Origin of the sequence: Novosphingobium sp. PhB55, from assembly GCF_004368805.1 — a bacterium.
Lineage (GTDB): Bacteria > Pseudomonadota > Alphaproteobacteria > Sphingomonadales > Sphingomonadaceae > Novosphingobium.
On sequence record NZ_SODQ01000006.1, the window covers coordinates 250,965 to 265,387 of the forward strand.

Consider the following 14,423-nt stretch of genomic DNA (forward strand, 5'->3'; position numbering starts at 1 on the left):
AAGAAACATTTACGCGGAGCAAGGCTTTCAACAACCCAACATAGCCTCGTCATTGCGAGCGTAGCGAAGCAATCCAGGGCGGCTTTGCGCGACTCTGGATTGCTTCGCTACGCTCGCAATGACGATTTCAGGGGGAGGCTTTGAGGCGAGGTTTCACGCGGGAGCGGCTCGCGCTCGATCTGCAAGGTCTTCACACAGAGGCGCAGAGGGGCATTTCTGCACCACTCTTTTGCGTCTCTGCGTGCTTTAAATGAGGAAGCGGCGTCCCGCTGTCGCAGGGTTGCAATAGGGGCCGGGCCTGCCTGACAGTTCTGTCCAATAGGCCAGCGGTCCCGGATCAAGTCCGGGACGACGGATTTAACGGCGGCGCAACTACAGACAGCGCTTCTACTTCGCCCAGCTGGAAAGCAGCGGCTTCAGATAGTGCCCGGTGAAGGACGCCTTCACTTTGACGATATCCTCCGGCGTGCCCTCGGCGATGACCTGGCCGCCGCGGACGCCGCCTTCGGGGCCCATGTCGATGATCCAGTCGGCGGTCTTGATGACGTCGAGGTTGTGCTCGATCACCACGACCGAATTGCCCTGCTCGACCAGGCGGTGGAGCACTTCGAGGAGCTTGCGCACGTCCTCGAAATGGAGGCCGGTGGTGGGCTCGTCGAGGATGTAGAGCGTCTGCCCGGTGGAGCGGCGGGCGAGTTCCTTGGCGAGCTTGACGCGCTGCGCCTCGCCGCCCGACAGCGTGGTGGCCTGCTGGCCCACCTTGACGTAGCCGAGGCCGACTTCGTTCAGCATGTGCATCTTGTCGCGGATAGGGGGCACGGCCTTGAAGAACTCTTCCGCGTCCTCGATCGTCATGTCGAGCACGTCGGCGATGGAGTGGCCCTTGAACTTCACTTCCAGCGTTTCGCGGTTGTAGCGCTTGCCGTGGCATTCCTCGCAGGTGACGTAGACGTCGGGCAGGAAGTGCATCTCGATCTTGATCAGGCCGTCGCCCTGGCACGCCTCGCAGCGGCCGCCCTTGACGTTGAAGCTGAAGCGCCCGGCCTTGTAGCCGCGCGCCTGGGATTCCGACAGGCCCGCGAACCAGTCGCGGATCTGGGTGAAGGCGCCGGTATACGTGGCGGGGTTGGAGCGCGGGGTGCGGCCGATCGGGGACTGGTCGATCTCGATCACCTTGTCGCAGTTTTCGAGGCCGGTGATGCGGTCGTGCGCGCCTGCCACCACGCGCGCGCCGTTGAGCTGGCGCGAGGCGCCGGCCTGCAGGGTGTCGATGGTGAGCGAGCTTTTGCCCGAGCCGGACACGCCGGTGACGCAGCAGAACGTGCCGAGCGGGAACGCCGCCGTGACGCCCCGCAGGTTGTTGGCGCGGGCGTTCTCGACCACGATCTTCTTGCCGTTGCCCTTGCGGCGCTCGGTCGGCACCTCGATCTTGCGGGTGCCGTTGAGGTAGGCGGCGGTGAGGCTGTTCTTGCTCTTGAGCACTTGCTTCAGCGTGCCTTCGGCCACGACTTCGCCGCCGTGGACACCGGCGCCGGGGCCGAGGTCGACGATATGGTCGGCGGTGCGGATGGCGTCCTCGTCATGCTCGACGACGATCACGGTATTGCCCAGGTCGCGCAGGCGCTTCAGCGTTTCCAGCAGCATGTCGTTGTCGCGCTGGTGGAGGCCGATCGAGGGTTCATCGAGCACGTAGAGCACGCCCGACAGCCCCGAGCCGATCTGGCTGGCCAGGCGGATGCGCTGGCTCTCGCCGCCCGAGAGGGTGCCGCTGGTGCGGTCGAGGTTGAGGTAATCGAGCCCGACGTTGTTGAGGAAGCCCAGCCGCTCGTTGATTTCCTTGAGGATGGCCTTGGCGATCTGCTGCTGCTGGCTGGTGAGTTTGCCCTCAAGCTCCCCGAACCATGCGAACCCGTCCGACACGGAAAGGCGCGCGGCATCGGCGATGTCGCTGCCGGCGATCTTCACCGAGAGCGCCTCGGGCTTGAGGCGCTTGCCCTCGCACGTTTCGCAGGGCTGCGCGGTCTGGAACTTGGACAGCTCCTCGCGCATCCAGGCGCTGTCGGTCTGGATCATGCGGCGGTTAAGGTTGCCGATCACGCCTTCGAACGGCTTGTTGACGGTGTATTCCTTGCGCCCGTCCTTGAAGGTGAGCGGCACGGCCTTGCCCGCGGTGCCGTAGAGGATGACGATCTTCACCTCGGGCGAGAGCGCGTCCCACGGCGTGGTAAGGTCGAACCCGAAGTGCGCGGCCAGGCTGGAGAGCACCTGCATGTAGTAAGGCGAAGGCGGGTTGGACTTGGCCCAGGGCACGATCGCGCCCTGCTTGAGGCTGAGATGCTCGTTCGGCACCACCAGCTGCGGGTCGAACAGCAGCTTCTCACCCAGGCCATCGCAGGCCGGGCACGCACCCTGCGGCGCGTTGAACGAGAACAGGCGCGGTTCGATCTCCTCGATCGTGAAGCCGCTGACCGGGCAGGCGAACTTCTCGGAGAAGACGATGCGGTTGGGCGGCAGGCCGGTGCCCTTGAGCGTCTTCTTGCTGCCCTTCCCCTCGTCCTCACGGCCCGGCACCACACCGTCGGCAAGGTCGATATAGGCCAGCCCCTCGGCCAGCTTGAGCGCCTGTTCGAAGCTGTCGGCAAGGCGGGTCTGGATGCCGTCCTTAACGGCGATGCGGTCCACCACGACTTCGATGTCGTGCTTGTACTTCTTGTCGAGCGCGGGGGCGTCTTCGATGGCGTAGAGTTCGCCGTCGATGCGCACGCGGGTGTAGCCCGCCTTCTGCCACTCGGCGAGTTCCTTGCGGTACTCGCCCTTGCGGCCGCGCACGACGGGGGCGAGCAGGTAGGCGCGGGTGCCCTCGGGCAGTTCCATCACCCGGTCTACCATGTTGGAGACGGTCTGCGCCTCGATCGGCAGGCCCGTGGCGGGCGAATAGGGAATGCCCACGCGCGCCCAGAGCAGGCGCATGTAGTCCCAGATCTCGGTCACCGTCGCCACGGTGGAGCGCGGGTTGCGGCTGGTGGTCTTCTGCTCGATCGAGATGGCGGGGCTGAGGCCGTCGATATGCTCGACATCCGGCTTCTGCATCATCTCCAGGAACTGGCGTGCATAAGCCGAGAGGCTCTCGACATAGCGACGCTGCCCCTCGGCATAGATCGTGTCGAAAGCGAGGCTGGATTTCCCCGAGCCGGAAAGCCCGGTGATGACGATCAGCTTCTCGCGCGGAAGCTCGATGTCGAAGCCCTTGAGGTTGTGCTCGCGCGCACCGCGCACCGTGATGTGGGAGAGACTCATGGAGGTGACGTGTTCCAGATTTGTTCGCAAAGCGCAAGCAGCCGCGACCAGAGCTTTTGCTGCAGGGACGGGACCTCATGTGGGAACCGGCTGCCGGATTGCAACGGTTTGCCCTGCGCATCGCGGCGGCCGCCCGGCCGGCGATGTCATCCGTCGGCCGAACTATGCCGTTCGACGATCCGACCCAATGGATGACTTGAATACGACGAGGTTAAGAGTAATAGAGAAGTTGCCCGGTAATAATAACCGACTCACCTTTTGCCGCATGGTCAACAAGACATACAAGTAAATGTCCAGACATTGCTCAAAAGCCAAGGCGGGATCGAAGGGGCAAGACTAAAGTATATACATGTTCAATGGAGTCGACACACTCCCCGCGACGTTACCGTTGTTTGGGAACGACTTTTCTCATCGATTGAGGTCGCGTTGCAGTTCGCGTTTCGCGGGCCGTGGGGGCTTGCGTGCGGAGATCTGCACTCTTGAGCAACAGGAGAATGCAATGACCAGGATTCACACCGCTTTCGCCGCCATCGGCATGCTGTTCGTGGCGACCTCGGGGCTTGTCGCCCCGGCCCTTGCCGACGTGGTCGTCAAGGACGGCTCGCTCCGCGACGTTCCGCATCGTGAGGTGCGTTACGGCGACCTCAACCTCGATACCCAGGCGGGTATCGATACGCTCAATACCCGGCTGGAAGTTGCCGTTCGCGCCGTTTGCGGACCGATGCTGACCCATCAACTTGAAGAAGTGGCGTCGGTCCACGACTGCCGCGATGCCTCGCTCGACCGAGCCTTTGCGGCCCGCGATGAAATGATGGCGACGCGGATGGCCGCCCGCGAAAACCCAGGCCAGCTGGCGGCAGCCACCCCCAGCCTCGCCGTCGTGGCGCGCCGGGGGAAGTAGGCACACCTTAGTCTCGGACTCCGCCGAGGAAGCCGCCGACGGGAAAGTTCCTGTCGGCGGCTTCTTTTTGCCGCCATCCGGCGCACGCCTCGCGCGCCTCATCGTGCGCGCCTGCCGCTCGTCGCATATCGAATTGCCTCCGGCCCCGCGCCTCGCCAGGGATCGCCTGGATCATCCAGGGACGGAGACGAGAACAATGAGGGGCCGCAAGACGGGTACGCGTATCCTGCTGGCGCTGGGCACGCTGGCGCTTTGTGCGCCGGGCTTTTCGGGTACCGCGCGGGCCGACGATCCCAACGACCGCATGAGCGCCGAGGACATTGCCCGCGACGCCGCGATCATCCGCAAGCTCAATCGTGACCAGCTAGACTATGTGCGCAAGCGCGATGCGCAATACGCTTCCGGCTGGAAAGCCTATCGTGCGCGCCAGGGCGGCGGGGACGAGCAGGACGACGAGGCGACCGGGCAATATGCACGCGGCGACTATGCCGGCGACGAGGACGGCGAGCCTTATGCGCGCCGGGACGAACGCCGGGCCTCTTCCAGCCCTTCGCGCGCTTATGCCCAGGCCCGCCGCGACTACGAGGCCGATCTGGCGCAGTGGCGCCGCGACGTCTCGGCCTGCCGCGCGGGCGACTATTCGCGCTGCGAGCGCTGACACATACCAGGGACCGGCGCCGAAACACCGTTTCGGTCGCCGTGCCGTCATCGTCCCCTGCCTGAGCGCGCCTTCTTAAGCGCCCTTCCTTGAGCAATGGCCCAGCCGTGTTAGACTTGCCGTGAGAAGACCGCGCACGGCATGGCGGGCGCACACTCCCAGGGGGCAGTCATGATGCCGACAGACGCTGCGGATTTCCTGTGATCGGCCGCTGCCCGTGACGCCTGCGGCACCCGCCAACGCCCGCATCCGCGACAGGATGCTGACCGCCGTCGACCTCGCCGCCACTTTCGTGCTCGCGGCCGAATGCGCGCTGACCGGGGTGCAGGCCGATCTCGACCTCTTCGGCATCCTGGTGCTGGCATTCGTCGGTTCCGTCGGCGGCGGCGTGATCCGCGATCTCCTGCTGGGCGAACATCCCCCGGCGCCGCTGCGCGACTGGCGCTATGCCGCCCTTGCCCTGGCCGCGACCGCGGGGGTGATCGCGGCATCCGTGATGCTGGGGCCGGTGGCGAATGTCACCCCGCCGCTCGCCATCGACATGTTCGAGGGCGTGGGCCTGGCGCTCGCCGCCGTGGCCGGCACCCGCAAGTGCCTGGACTACGGCCTGGACGGCGCGCCGGTCGTCGTGATCGCCACGATCAACGGATGCGGCGGCGGCATCCTGCGCGACGTGCTGATTGCGCGGGTCCCGCATGTCCTGCATGAAGACTTCTACGCCACGGCCGTGCTGGCGGGCGCGACGCTGATGGTGGTCCTGATCCAGCGCTTCGGCCTGCGCCGGGACGCTGCCGGCATCGTCGCCGGCATCGCCATCTTCTCATTGCGCGCGGCGGCGCTGCTGGAGGCCTGGCGCCTGCCGCATCTGCGTTAGGACAGGCCCGGAAGACCCCGCCGAGCCGGCGGAATGCGCCGGAAAGGCGCTGCATGGGAGACGAGTCATGATACCGAAGTTCACCGTTCGGGGCCGGATCGCCAGGCCCGTCGCGGACGTATTCGAGGCCGTTGCCGATCCTGCCGTTCTGTCCGAGTTCTTCACCACCGGCGGCGCCAGGGGGCGGCTGGAGACAGGCGCCGTCGTCACCTGGGACTTCCACGACTTTCCCGGCGCCTTCCCGGTCCATGTCGTCGAAGCCGAACCGCCCCGCCACATCCTCCTGCGTTGGGGCGGGGACGAGGCCGCCGTTCTGGCCGATGCCGAGGGCGAGCACCGCACCCTCGTCACCCTGGCCTTCGAGCCGCTCGAGGATGGCCGCACGCTCGTGCAGATCAGCGAGGAAGGATGGTCGGAAACGCCGGAGGGGCTCAAGGCGTCCTATGGAAATTGCGAAGGCTGGACGGGCATGCTGGCGGCGATGAAGGCCTGGCTGGAACACGGCGTCCGCCTGCGGGAGGGGTTCTACAAGTAGCCCGGCGCCGCTTGCCTCTCCCGTCCCGCGCCCTAAAAGCGCAGGACATGAACAAGCCTCTCCTCGCGCTCTCCACCGCGCTGCTCGCTGCCGTGTCCCATCCCGCCATCGCCCGGGAGGCCATCGATGCCGACCGGATCGTCGCCGATGTCAAGACGCTCGCATCCGATACTTTCGAGGGCCGCGCGCCCGGCACGGTGGGCGAGGAAAGGACCATCGGCTACCTGATCGCGCGCTTCCAGGACATCGGCCTCCAGCCCGCCGGACCTGACGGACAGTGGGTCCAGAAAGTGCCGCTGCTCCACACCCGCCTTGCCGCGCCGAAGACGCTGGCGTTCTCCGGGCCGAAGGGTGCCATGCCGGTGACCGTCGCCAAGGACATCTACATCTCCACCGTCCGCCCCGACGACTCCGCGCGCATCGCGGGCGCGCCGGTGGTCTTCGTCGGCTACGGCGTGAACGCGCCGGAGCGTGGCTGGGACGACTTCAAGGGCATGGACCTCAAGGGCAAGGTCGTGGTCTTCCTCATCAACGATCCGGACTTCCACGCAAAGAAGGGCGAGCCCGCCGCCGGCAAGTTCGGCGACCGGACGATGACCTACTACGGCCGCTGGACCTACAAGTTCGAGGAAGCCGCAAGGCAGGGTGCGGTCGGCGCGCTGATCGTCCACGAGACGGAGGGCGCCGGCTATGGCTGGAACGTCGTCACCAGCCCCGGCGGCGAGAACTACGATATCGTGCGGAGCCCCGACAAGCTCACCAGCCTGGCGCTGCAGGGCTGGCTCTCGGGCGAGGCGGCCAACCGCCTGTTCGGCTCCGCCGGGCTGGACCTCGCCAAGCTCTCGGCCGCCGCGCGCCGCCCGGACTTCAAGCCGGTGCCGCTGAAAGGCGTGACCTTCGATGCGGACGTGCCCGTCGCGCATGAAGAAGTCATGAGCCACAACGTGCTGGCCCAGATCCCCGGCACCACGCGCAAGGACGAAGTGGTGATGTTCGGTGCCCACTGGGACGCCTACGGCAAGGGCGCGCCCGACGCGCAGGGCCGCATCTACCGTGCCGGCGCCAATGACGACGGCGTCGGCATCGCCGCCCTCTTCGACATCGCCCGCGTCATGAAGAGCGAGCCCGCCCCGCAGCGCAGCGTCGTCTTCGCGGCCTGGACGGCGGAGGAGCGCGGTCTGCTCGGCTCGGAATTCTATGCCGCCAGCCCGGTCTTCCCGATGGAGAAGACCGTCGCCAACCTCACCATCGACGTGCTCCAGACGGCGGGCGCCGCCAAGGACGTGACGCTGATCGGCAAGGGCCAGGATACCCTGGAGGACGACATGGCCCGCGTCGCCGCAGCCCAGGGCCGCCGCGTCACCCCGGAAGGCCTGCCGGAGCGCGGCCTGTTCTACCGCGCGGACCATTTCTCCTTCGCGAAGCGCGGCGTGCCGGTCATGCTGATGATGGGCATTGCCGGGGCCTCCGACCTCAAGCAGGGCGGCGTCAAGGCGGGCCAGGCCTGGATCGATGCCTATACCGGCCAGTGCTACCACCAGGCCTGCGACGCCTGGTCGCCCGAGTGGAAGATGGAAGGCGCCGTGCAGGACGTCGAACTCGTCCGCACGATCGGCACGGACCTCGCCAATTCCGACAAGTGGCCGCAGTGGAAGGCCGGCTCGGAATTCAAGGCCGCGCGCGACAAGTCCGAAGCGGCCCGCCGATAATTCAGGTCCAGTGAACGAGCAGGTCGGCGGCGGCGTGGATCACCACGGCGCCGCCGATCAGCCATCCGGCCCGGCTCACCGCTCTGGCCGTGCCCCCCTCTCGCCCGGAGTCTCGGCCGGATTCCCGTGCAGGCGGTGACGATGCCTCCATCCGGACCGTGGCCGCGCGCAGAAAGCGCGGGGCTTCCTCGGCCACGCGCGAGAGTTCGAGCAGCGCCGTCTCCAGCTTGTCCGGCGCGGCAAGACGCGACAGCCGCGAAGCGACCAGCCGCCCGCGCATCCGGCCCAGCGCTTCGGACAAGTCGAAGTCCGGCGCGATCCCGGAAAGCACGCCGTCCATCGTCACCATGGCCTTGAAGATCAGCACCAGGTCGGGCGGCAGCACCAGCCCCTCCTGCCGCAGCAACGGGAAGAAATCCGCCACCATCGCATTGAGCACGAGCGCCCCGGTGCCGTGCCGCGACACCAGCCGTTCGGAGGCACGCAGCAGCTTTTCGCGCGGGACTTCGCCGTCCTGCGACCAGGTGGCCAGCATGTCCGCCACGCCGCCGGGGTCGCCGCTGCGCAGCGCCAGGATGAACGTCAGGAATTCGTGCTGCCGCCGCGGGCTGACGAAGCCGACCGAGCCCAGGTCCAGCAGCGCCAGTCCGTCACCGCCGGGCACTTGCGGCGGCAGGCAGAGCAGATTGCCCGGATGCGGATCGGCATGGAAGCGGCCGTTGACCAGCACCATCTCCAGCACCAGTTCCGCCCCCAGCGCGGCGATGCGGGAGGGATCGATCCCCGCCGCCTTCAGCACGGCCGGATCGCGCGGGGCGATGCCTTCGATATAGTCCATCACCAGCACCTGCGCGCCCGTCCACTCCCAGTGGATGCGCGGCACGGTGATCCGCTCCAGCGAAGCGAGGTCGGCGCGCAGCAAGTCGGCATTGCGCCCCTCGGCCGTGAAATCGAGTTCGTCCAGGATCTCGCGGCCAAGTTGCTCGATCATCGCCGCGGGCTTCATCCGGCGCACGGCGGCGCTGCGCGCTTCGGCCAGCGCGCCGAGGTGGCGCATGAGCCGCAAGTCCGCCTCCATCCGCGCGCGAATGCCCGGGCGGCGGATCTTCACCACCACTTCGGTGCCGTCGTGCAGCCGCGCCCGGTGCACTTGCGCGATCGAGGCGGCGGCCAGCGGCTCGGTGTCGAACCGGGCAAAGACGCTCTCCGGCGGCCCGCCCAGCGCCGCTTCCACTTCGCCGCGCAGCGTCTCGAAGGGCAAGCGCGGCGCATCGCTCTGCAATTGTTCGAAAGCGGCGATCCAAGGATCGGGCAGCAGGTCGCGCCGCGTCGCCAGGATCTGGCCGAGCTTCACGTAAGTCGGGCCGAGCGCTTCCAGCGCCTTGCGGGTGCGCGTGGGCAAGTCCCGCGGTTCCGCGCTCTCCTGCGCATCATCGCCCTCTTTCCCGTCGCCACCGATCCCGAGCCGGACCGCCAGCGAGTCCAGCCCGAAGCGGGCGATCACGGCCGAGACTTCCGCCATGCGGCCCCGATCGCGTGCGGCAACGGCTATCGACTTGAACATGCGTCACTCCTTCAGCGGGAGACAACCAGCCTCAAGGCCCGGAAGTTCCGTCGCCATCTCACTGGCCCTCACGCCGGGAGGCATGGACAGCGCCGCCCCGGGAAAGCTAGGAAGCCCGCATGAGCGAGAGTTTAACGGGGGTGCTCAAGCCCGCATTCGCAATCGTCCTCACCGCGGCCCTGGCGGCCTGCGGCGGCGGCACGAAGTTCCGGCCGGTCAGCGACGCGCCGGTGCGCATCGGCCCGCCCTACAAGGTCCGAGGAAATACTTATACGCCCGCCGCCCAGCCCGGCTACGACGTGCTGGGCTATGCCACCTGGTACGGCAGCGAATCCGGTAACCGCGCCGCCAATGGCGAGCGCTTCCGCCCGGACTGGATCACGGCCGCGCATACCACCCTGCCGCTTCCGAGCTATGTCGAAGTGACCGCCCTCGATACCGGCCGCCGCATCCTGGTACGCGTCAACGACCGCGGCCCTTTCGGCGAAAGCGCCCGCGTCATCGACCTTTCGCGGGGCGCCGCCGAAGCGCTGGGGGTGCGAAACAAGGGCAAGGCCGCCGTGCGCGTGCGTGTGGTGGAACCGGCGGAAAAGGACCGTGCCGCCCTGCGCAAGGGCAAGGCGGCGAAGGAACTGCCGCCGGTCTCGCCCACGGCGCTGGCAAACCTCCAGTCGCAGTTCGAGACGGGCGTGGGCACGCGCTGAAGCGGGATGCTTCGCGGAACCGGTGCCCTGCCCCCCTGAAGGTCAGGCCTCTTCCAGTTCCGCGTAAGCCGCGGTTTCCTTGCCGATCAGGATATCGGCCAGGAACCAGTAAGCCTCTCCCCAGGCCGCCAGCACCTCGTCGGTCGCCGCCGCGCCCAGGACGTCGCGGATGGCGGGCAGCAGCGCTTCGGCCACAGGCGGGTAATGCTCCGCCTTCACGCCGGTATCGACATGGCGCTGCACCATGCGCGCGACCGCTCCGGTCAGGTTCTGCAGCTTGTCCACGTTCTGCGCATAGCCGAGGATCGCGGCGGCCAGGCGGCGCGGCTGCTCGCCGGAATCCTGCGCGGCCTGGTCGAACATGGCGCGGACCTCCTCGTTACGGAACAGCCGCTCGTACATGCGGGTGGTGATTTCCACCCCGTGCTGCTGAAGCGCGGGTGCAGTCGCCTTGATCGTGGCGACGGTCTGTTCGCTGAGCGGAGCGGCCATTTCGATTCGTCCTCTTAAATGATGCACAATGGATGCATCTATACGCCGATCCAAAAAGATGTAAATGAGGAGCATCATTTTTCCGGAGACCCGCCTTGCGCCTTACCGCGCACACCGACTACGCCTTGCGCATCCTGCTCCACGCTGCGGTCGATCCCGCGGGGCTGTTCTCGATCGCCGAAGTGGCGCAGGCCCACGCGATCTCGCGCAACCATGCGATGAAAGTGGTGAACCTGCTGGGCAATGCCGGCCTGCTGGAAACGGTGCGCGGCCGAAACGGCGGTTTTCGCCTGGGCCGTCCCGCGCACGCGATCACGCTGGGCGAAGTGGTCCGGCTCACCGAGCCGAACATGAGCCCCGCCGATTGCGGGAACTGCCTGCTCCAGGGCGCCTGCGGGCTGACGGCGATCCTGCGCCAGGCGATGGCGGCCTTCCTCGCCGAACTCGACGCCCACACTTTGGCGGATGCCGCTTCAGCGACCCGGCTGCCTTTCGGCCTTCTGGCGGATCGGGCAGGTTAACGCGCCCCGGCCTTCGCAGCACTCGCCACGCCATGGCGGTGCGACACCCCGCTTCCTTCGGGAACTTTTCACCCTGCAGCGGCGTTGCTCCTCGAAAGAGGAGAGCCTGAAATGAATATCGGAGCCGAAATTCCGTTTCGCCGCAGCCAGTTCGCGCGGAAGACGGGATCCTTGATCCTGGATCGCCAGCGCGAGGAACATCGCCGCGACCACGACGAAGGCACCGAACCCATGTTGGTGTGGACCAAAGGTCGCTTCCGGTCGAGCTGACCGGACCGATTCCCCCTGTCGGAGCGACCTGACGGCGCGCCGGAGCGCAACTTGATTGCGCTCCGGCGCGTATTCCTTTCCGCGAATAAACGTCGCATGCGTCATTTGCGCAATGGCGTTCCTGCCTGCGCTCCAGCCCTTGCACCCCTCGGTTTTCTCCGCTTCAACCCCGTGTGTTGACCACTTTTCGGCACCCGCCCGCGACCCCGCAGGGAGGCCTTCCCTGCTTATTTCGGGCTGCATCTTTCGAGCTGTATCTTTCGGGTTGCCGAAGCCAGGAGAAAAGACCGATGAAGACCCGGCTCATGGCCGCCGCCGCCCCGCTCGTGCTCGGCGCCGGCCTGCTTGGAGGATTTTCCGTGACGGCTGCCGCAAAGACAGACGCCAGGAGCGCCGCCACGGCGCCCGCCTATAACGGCCCCTTCGCCAAGCCCAGCGCCCTGCCGCTCCACGCGCCGGACTTCACCCAGTACAAGGACAGCGACTGGCAGCCCGCCATCGAAGCCGGCATCGCCGCCAAGCGCGCCGAGATCAAGGCCATCGCCGGCAGCAAGGCCAAGCCGACTTTCGAGAACACCATCGTCTCGATGGAGCGCGCCGGCACGCTGTACGACCGCGTCTACAACGTGTTCAGCCAGCTCACCTCGGCCAATACCAGCGATGCGCTGGATGCCATCGATACGGCCGTCAGCCCGCAGATTTCCGAGCTGAACGACGATATCTACCTTGACGATGCGCTCTTCGCCCGCGTCAAGGCCGTGCATGACAGCGCCTCAGGAAAGGCCCTGACCGGCGAGGACGCCATGCTGCTGGCGACCACTTACGACAAGTTCGTCCACCGCGGCGCCCTGCTCTCGGCCGCGCAGAAGGTCGAGCTGAAGGCGATGAACCTCGAAATCGCCAAGCTGGAAACCGCCTTCTCGCAGAAGCTGACCACGGCCACGGCCGCCAAGGCGCCGATCTTCGACACGGCCGCGCAGCTGGACGGCCTTTCGCAGGCCGAAATCGCCGCCGCCGGCAAGCTCGCCGCCGAAAAGGGCAATGCGGGCAAGTTCATGCTGGCGCTGGGCAACACCACCCAGCAGGCCGCGCTCGCCAGCCTCACCAACCGCGACAGCCGCAAGAAGCTCTGGGACGCGAGCATCAACCGCACCTCGGGCGGCGACGAATACGACACGACCGCCATGGTCACCCAGATGGCGACCCTGCGCGCGAAGAAGGCCAAACTGCTGGGCGCGCCCGACTTCGCGACGTACCAGATGTACGACCGCATGGTGAAGACGCCCGCCAAGGCGATGGAGTTCATGAAGGGCTTCGTCCCCGCGCTGCGCGCCACGCAGGACCGCGAAGCCGCCATGCTCGAAGCCGCCATGAAGGCAGAGGGCACCAAGGCCGGCGGCCAGAACGCCACGCTGGCACCGTGGGACTGGTCTTACTACGCCGAGAAGGTCCGCAAGGCGAAGTACGAACTCGACGAAAGCCAGATCAAGCCCTACTTCGAAGTCTGGCGCACGCTGGAAGACGGCGTGTTCTATGCCGCCAACCAGACTTACGGCCTGACCTTCAAGCGCCGCACCGACCTGCCGGTCTACCACCCGACCATGCGCGCCTACGAAGTGTTCGATGCCGACGGCAAGCAGCTGGCGATCTTCTATTACGATCCCTTCGCCCGCTCCAACAAGAAGGGCGGCGCCTGGATGAGCAACTTCGTCGAGCAATCATACCTGCTCGGTGAAAAGCCCGTCGTCAGCAACACCCTGAACATCGCCCCGCCCGCCGACGGCCAGCCCGCGCTCGCCAGCTTCGACGATGTGGAAACCATGTTCCACGAATTCGGTCACGCGCTTCACGGCTTCTTCGCCAGCCAGAAGTATCCCTCGCTCTCGGGCACGAACACCGCGCGCGACTTCGTGGAGTTCCCCAGCCAGTTCAACGAAAACTTCGCGACCATTCCGGCCGTGCTCAACCACTACGCCAAGCACTACCAGACCGGCGCGACGATCCCGGCCGACCTGATCGCCAAGATCAAGGCCGCGCACACCTTCAACCAGGGCCTCGGCCTGGGCGAGACGCTGTCGGCAGCGATGCTCGACATCCAGTGGCACCAGCTCTCGCCGGAAGAAGCCGCGCAGCCGCCGATGGCCTTCGAAGCCAAGGCACTGGCCGCCACCGGGCTCAACACCGACCTGATCCCGCCGCGCTACAAGACGCCGTACTTCCGCCATATCTGGGACAACGGCTATGCTGCGGGCTATTACTCGTACATCTGGACCGAGATGCTCGCTCACGACGGTTGGGACTGGGTGGAGAAGCACGGCGGCATGACGCGCGCCAATGGCGACCACATCCGCAAGACCTTCCTCGGCCAGGGCCACACGAAGGACTTCGCGCAGCTCTACCGCGACTTCACCGGGCATGACCCCGAAGTCGAACCGATGCTGGAAGCCCGCGGCCTGGCGCCGAAGGCTCAGTAAGGATCGGGTCCCGGGCAGGCGCTCGACGCGCCGGCCCTGCCCGAACGAAGCCGCCGCTCCGGAAACGGGGCGGCGGTCTTGCATGGAGCACGGTGAGCCGCGCCCGGCGGCACAGGCTCGGCCGGCCGCGCCTTACTTCGTGGCGTATTCGCCGGGCTGGGCATTGAAGTTCTCGCGCGCGAAGGCCCGCGCGGCGTTGGCCGTCTTGAACGCGCCGTCCTGAAGCGTGGCCGTCACCAGCGGATAGCCGCGCGAATTGTACCTCGTCGTTCTCACGGTAAGGCGGAAGGCCCCATCCTCATCCTTGGTGATGAGGAAAGGACGAGTGCTCGGATCGGTCATGGAATGAATCCCGTTTAGCCGTAGGCCCCCAAGGGCAGGAAAAGCGCTCTGGACGTTCTCGTCCGGCGCATCGCGGCATGCA

The 14,423-nt window shown here is 66.7% G+C and carries 13 protein-coding genes; 9 read left to right on the forward strand and 4 right to left on the reverse strand.

Features of this window, described 5'->3' with window-relative positions; all coding sequences use genetic code 11:
• Window positions 1–387 precede the first annotated feature (387 nt).
• Window positions 388–3,297: an excinuclease ABC subunit UvrA gene (uvrA, locus tag EDF57_RS16500; RefSeq protein WP_134095061.1), complete on the reverse strand. Its 2,910-nt coding sequence runs from the start codon at window positions 3,295–3,297 to the stop codon at window positions 388–390.
• A gap of 499 nt (window positions 3,298–3,796) precedes the next feature.
• On the opposite strand from uvrA, the gene EDF57_RS16505 reads away from it, so the two are divergent.
• From EDF57_RS16505 to EDF57_RS16525, 5 genes are all read left to right on the forward strand, one after another.
• A complete protein-coding gene (locus tag EDF57_RS16505; protein WP_166675299.1) occupies window positions 3,797–4,198 on the forward strand; it encodes a UrcA family protein in 402 nt (133 codons plus the stop codon).
• Window positions 4,199–4,394: 196 nt separating this feature from the next.
• The gene (locus EDF57_RS16510) at window positions 4,395–4,856 is read left to right on the forward strand and encodes a hypothetical protein (RefSeq protein ID WP_134095063.1); all 462 of its coding nucleotides are present in this window, start codon (window positions 4,395–4,397) and stop codon (window positions 4,854–4,856) included.
• A gap of 217 nt (window positions 4,857–5,073) precedes the next feature.
• Complete coding sequence (locus tag EDF57_RS16515; RefSeq protein WP_134095064.1) at window positions 5,074–5,730, forward strand: TRIC cation channel family protein; 657 nt, start codon at window positions 5,074–5,076, stop codon at window positions 5,728–5,730.
• Window positions 5,731–5,797: 67 nt separating this feature from the next.
• On the forward strand, window positions 5,798–6,265 hold the full coding sequence (locus EDF57_RS16520; protein ID WP_134095065.1) for an SRPBCC family protein: 468 nt from the start codon (window positions 5,798–5,800) through the stop codon (window positions 6,263–6,265).
• Window positions 6,266–6,312: 47 nt separating this feature from the next.
• Entirely contained in the window at window positions 6,313–7,974 is a 1,662-nt protein-coding gene (locus EDF57_RS16525; protein WP_134095066.1) for a M28 family metallopeptidase, read from the forward strand.
• Window position 7,975: 1 nt separating this feature from the next.
• On the opposite strand, the gene EDF57_RS16530 is transcribed toward EDF57_RS16525, so the two are convergent.
• The gene (locus EDF57_RS16530) at window positions 7,976–9,538 is read right to left on the reverse strand and encodes an AarF/UbiB family protein (protein WP_134095067.1); all 1,563 of its coding nucleotides are present in this window, start codon (window positions 9,536–9,538) and stop codon (window positions 7,976–7,978) included.
• 119 nt (window positions 9,539–9,657) lie between these two features.
• On the opposite strand from EDF57_RS16530, the gene EDF57_RS16535 reads away from it, so the two are divergent.
• Window positions 9,658–10,242, forward strand: a complete 585-nt coding sequence (locus EDF57_RS16535; protein WP_132261890.1) for a septal ring lytic transglycosylase RlpA family protein — start codon at window positions 9,658–9,660, stop codon at window positions 10,240–10,242.
• A gap of 42 nt (window positions 10,243–10,284) precedes the next feature.
• Here the strand turns inward: EDF57_RS16535 and EDF57_RS16540 are convergent, their stop codons facing one another.
• Entirely contained in the window at window positions 10,285–10,734 is a 450-nt protein-coding gene (locus tag EDF57_RS16540; RefSeq protein WP_134095068.1) for a globin domain-containing protein, read from the reverse strand.
• 95 nt (window positions 10,735–10,829) lie between these two features.
• On the opposite strand from EDF57_RS16540, the gene EDF57_RS16545 reads away from it, so the two are divergent.
• From EDF57_RS16545 to EDF57_RS16550, 3 genes are all read left to right on the forward strand, one after another.
• Window positions 10,830–11,255, forward strand: a complete 426-nt coding sequence (locus EDF57_RS16545) for an Rrf2 family transcriptional regulator (RefSeq protein WP_134095069.1) — start codon at window positions 10,830–10,832, stop codon at window positions 11,253–11,255.
• Between the two features lie 111 nt (window positions 11,256–11,366).
• Complete coding sequence (locus tag EDF57_RS25545) at window positions 11,367–11,525, forward strand: hypothetical protein (protein WP_165921306.1); 159 nt, start codon at window positions 11,367–11,369, stop codon at window positions 11,523–11,525.
• A 290-nt stretch (window positions 11,526–11,815) separates the two neighbouring features.
• Window positions 11,816–13,999, forward strand: coding sequence for a M3 family metallopeptidase (locus EDF57_RS16550; RefSeq protein ID WP_134095070.1), 2,184 nt, complete (start codon window positions 11,816–11,818; stop codon window positions 13,997–13,999).
• 132 nt (window positions 14,000–14,131) lie between these two features.
• On the opposite strand, the gene EDF57_RS16555 is transcribed toward EDF57_RS16550, so the two are convergent.
• The gene (locus EDF57_RS16555) at window positions 14,132–14,341 is read right to left on the reverse strand and encodes a hypothetical protein (RefSeq protein ID WP_132261883.1); all 210 of its coding nucleotides are present in this window, start codon (window positions 14,339–14,341) and stop codon (window positions 14,132–14,134) included.
• Window positions 14,342–14,423 lie beyond the last annotated feature (82 nt).

Excerpts from the sequence above, each read along its gene's own strand:
- uvrA (WP_134095061.1), bottom strand. The coding sequence starts at position 3,297 with ATGAGTCTCTCCCACATCACGGTGCGCGGTGCGCGCGAGCACAACCTC.
- EDF57_RS16505 (WP_166675299.1), top strand. The coding sequence starts at position 3,797 with ATGACCAGGATTCACACCGCTTTCGCCGCCATCGGCATGCTGTTCGTG.
- EDF57_RS16510 (WP_134095063.1), top strand. The coding sequence starts at position 4,395 with ATGAGGGGCCGCAAGACGGGTACGCGTATCCTGCTGGCGCTGGGCACG.
- EDF57_RS16520 (WP_134095065.1), top strand. The coding sequence starts at position 5,798 with ATGATACCGAAGTTCACCGTTCGGGGCCGGATCGCCAGGCCCGTCGCG.
- EDF57_RS16525 (WP_134095066.1), top strand. The coding sequence starts at position 6,313 with ATGAACAAGCCTCTCCTCGCGCTCTCCACCGCGCTGCTCGCTGCCGTG.
- EDF57_RS16530 (WP_134095067.1), bottom strand. The coding sequence starts at position 9,538 with ATGTTCAAGTCGATAGCCGTTGCCGCACGCGATCGGGGCCGCATGGCG.
- EDF57_RS16535 (WP_132261890.1), top strand. The coding sequence starts at position 9,658 with ATGAGCGAGAGTTTAACGGGGGTGCTCAAGCCCGCATTCGCAATCGTC.
- EDF57_RS16540 (WP_134095068.1), bottom strand. The coding sequence starts at position 10,734 with ATGGCCGCTCCGCTCAGCGAACAGACCGTCGCCACGATCAAGGCGACT.
- EDF57_RS25545 (WP_165921306.1), top strand. The coding sequence starts at position 11,367 with ATGAATATCGGAGCCGAAATTCCGTTTCGCCGCAGCCAGTTCGCGCGG.
- EDF57_RS16550 (WP_134095070.1), top strand. The coding sequence starts at position 11,816 with ATGAAGACCCGGCTCATGGCCGCCGCCGCCCCGCTCGTGCTCGGCGCC.
- EDF57_RS16555 (WP_132261883.1), bottom strand. The coding sequence starts at position 14,341 with ATGACCGATCCGAGCACTCGTCCTTTCCTCATCACCAAGGATGAGGAT.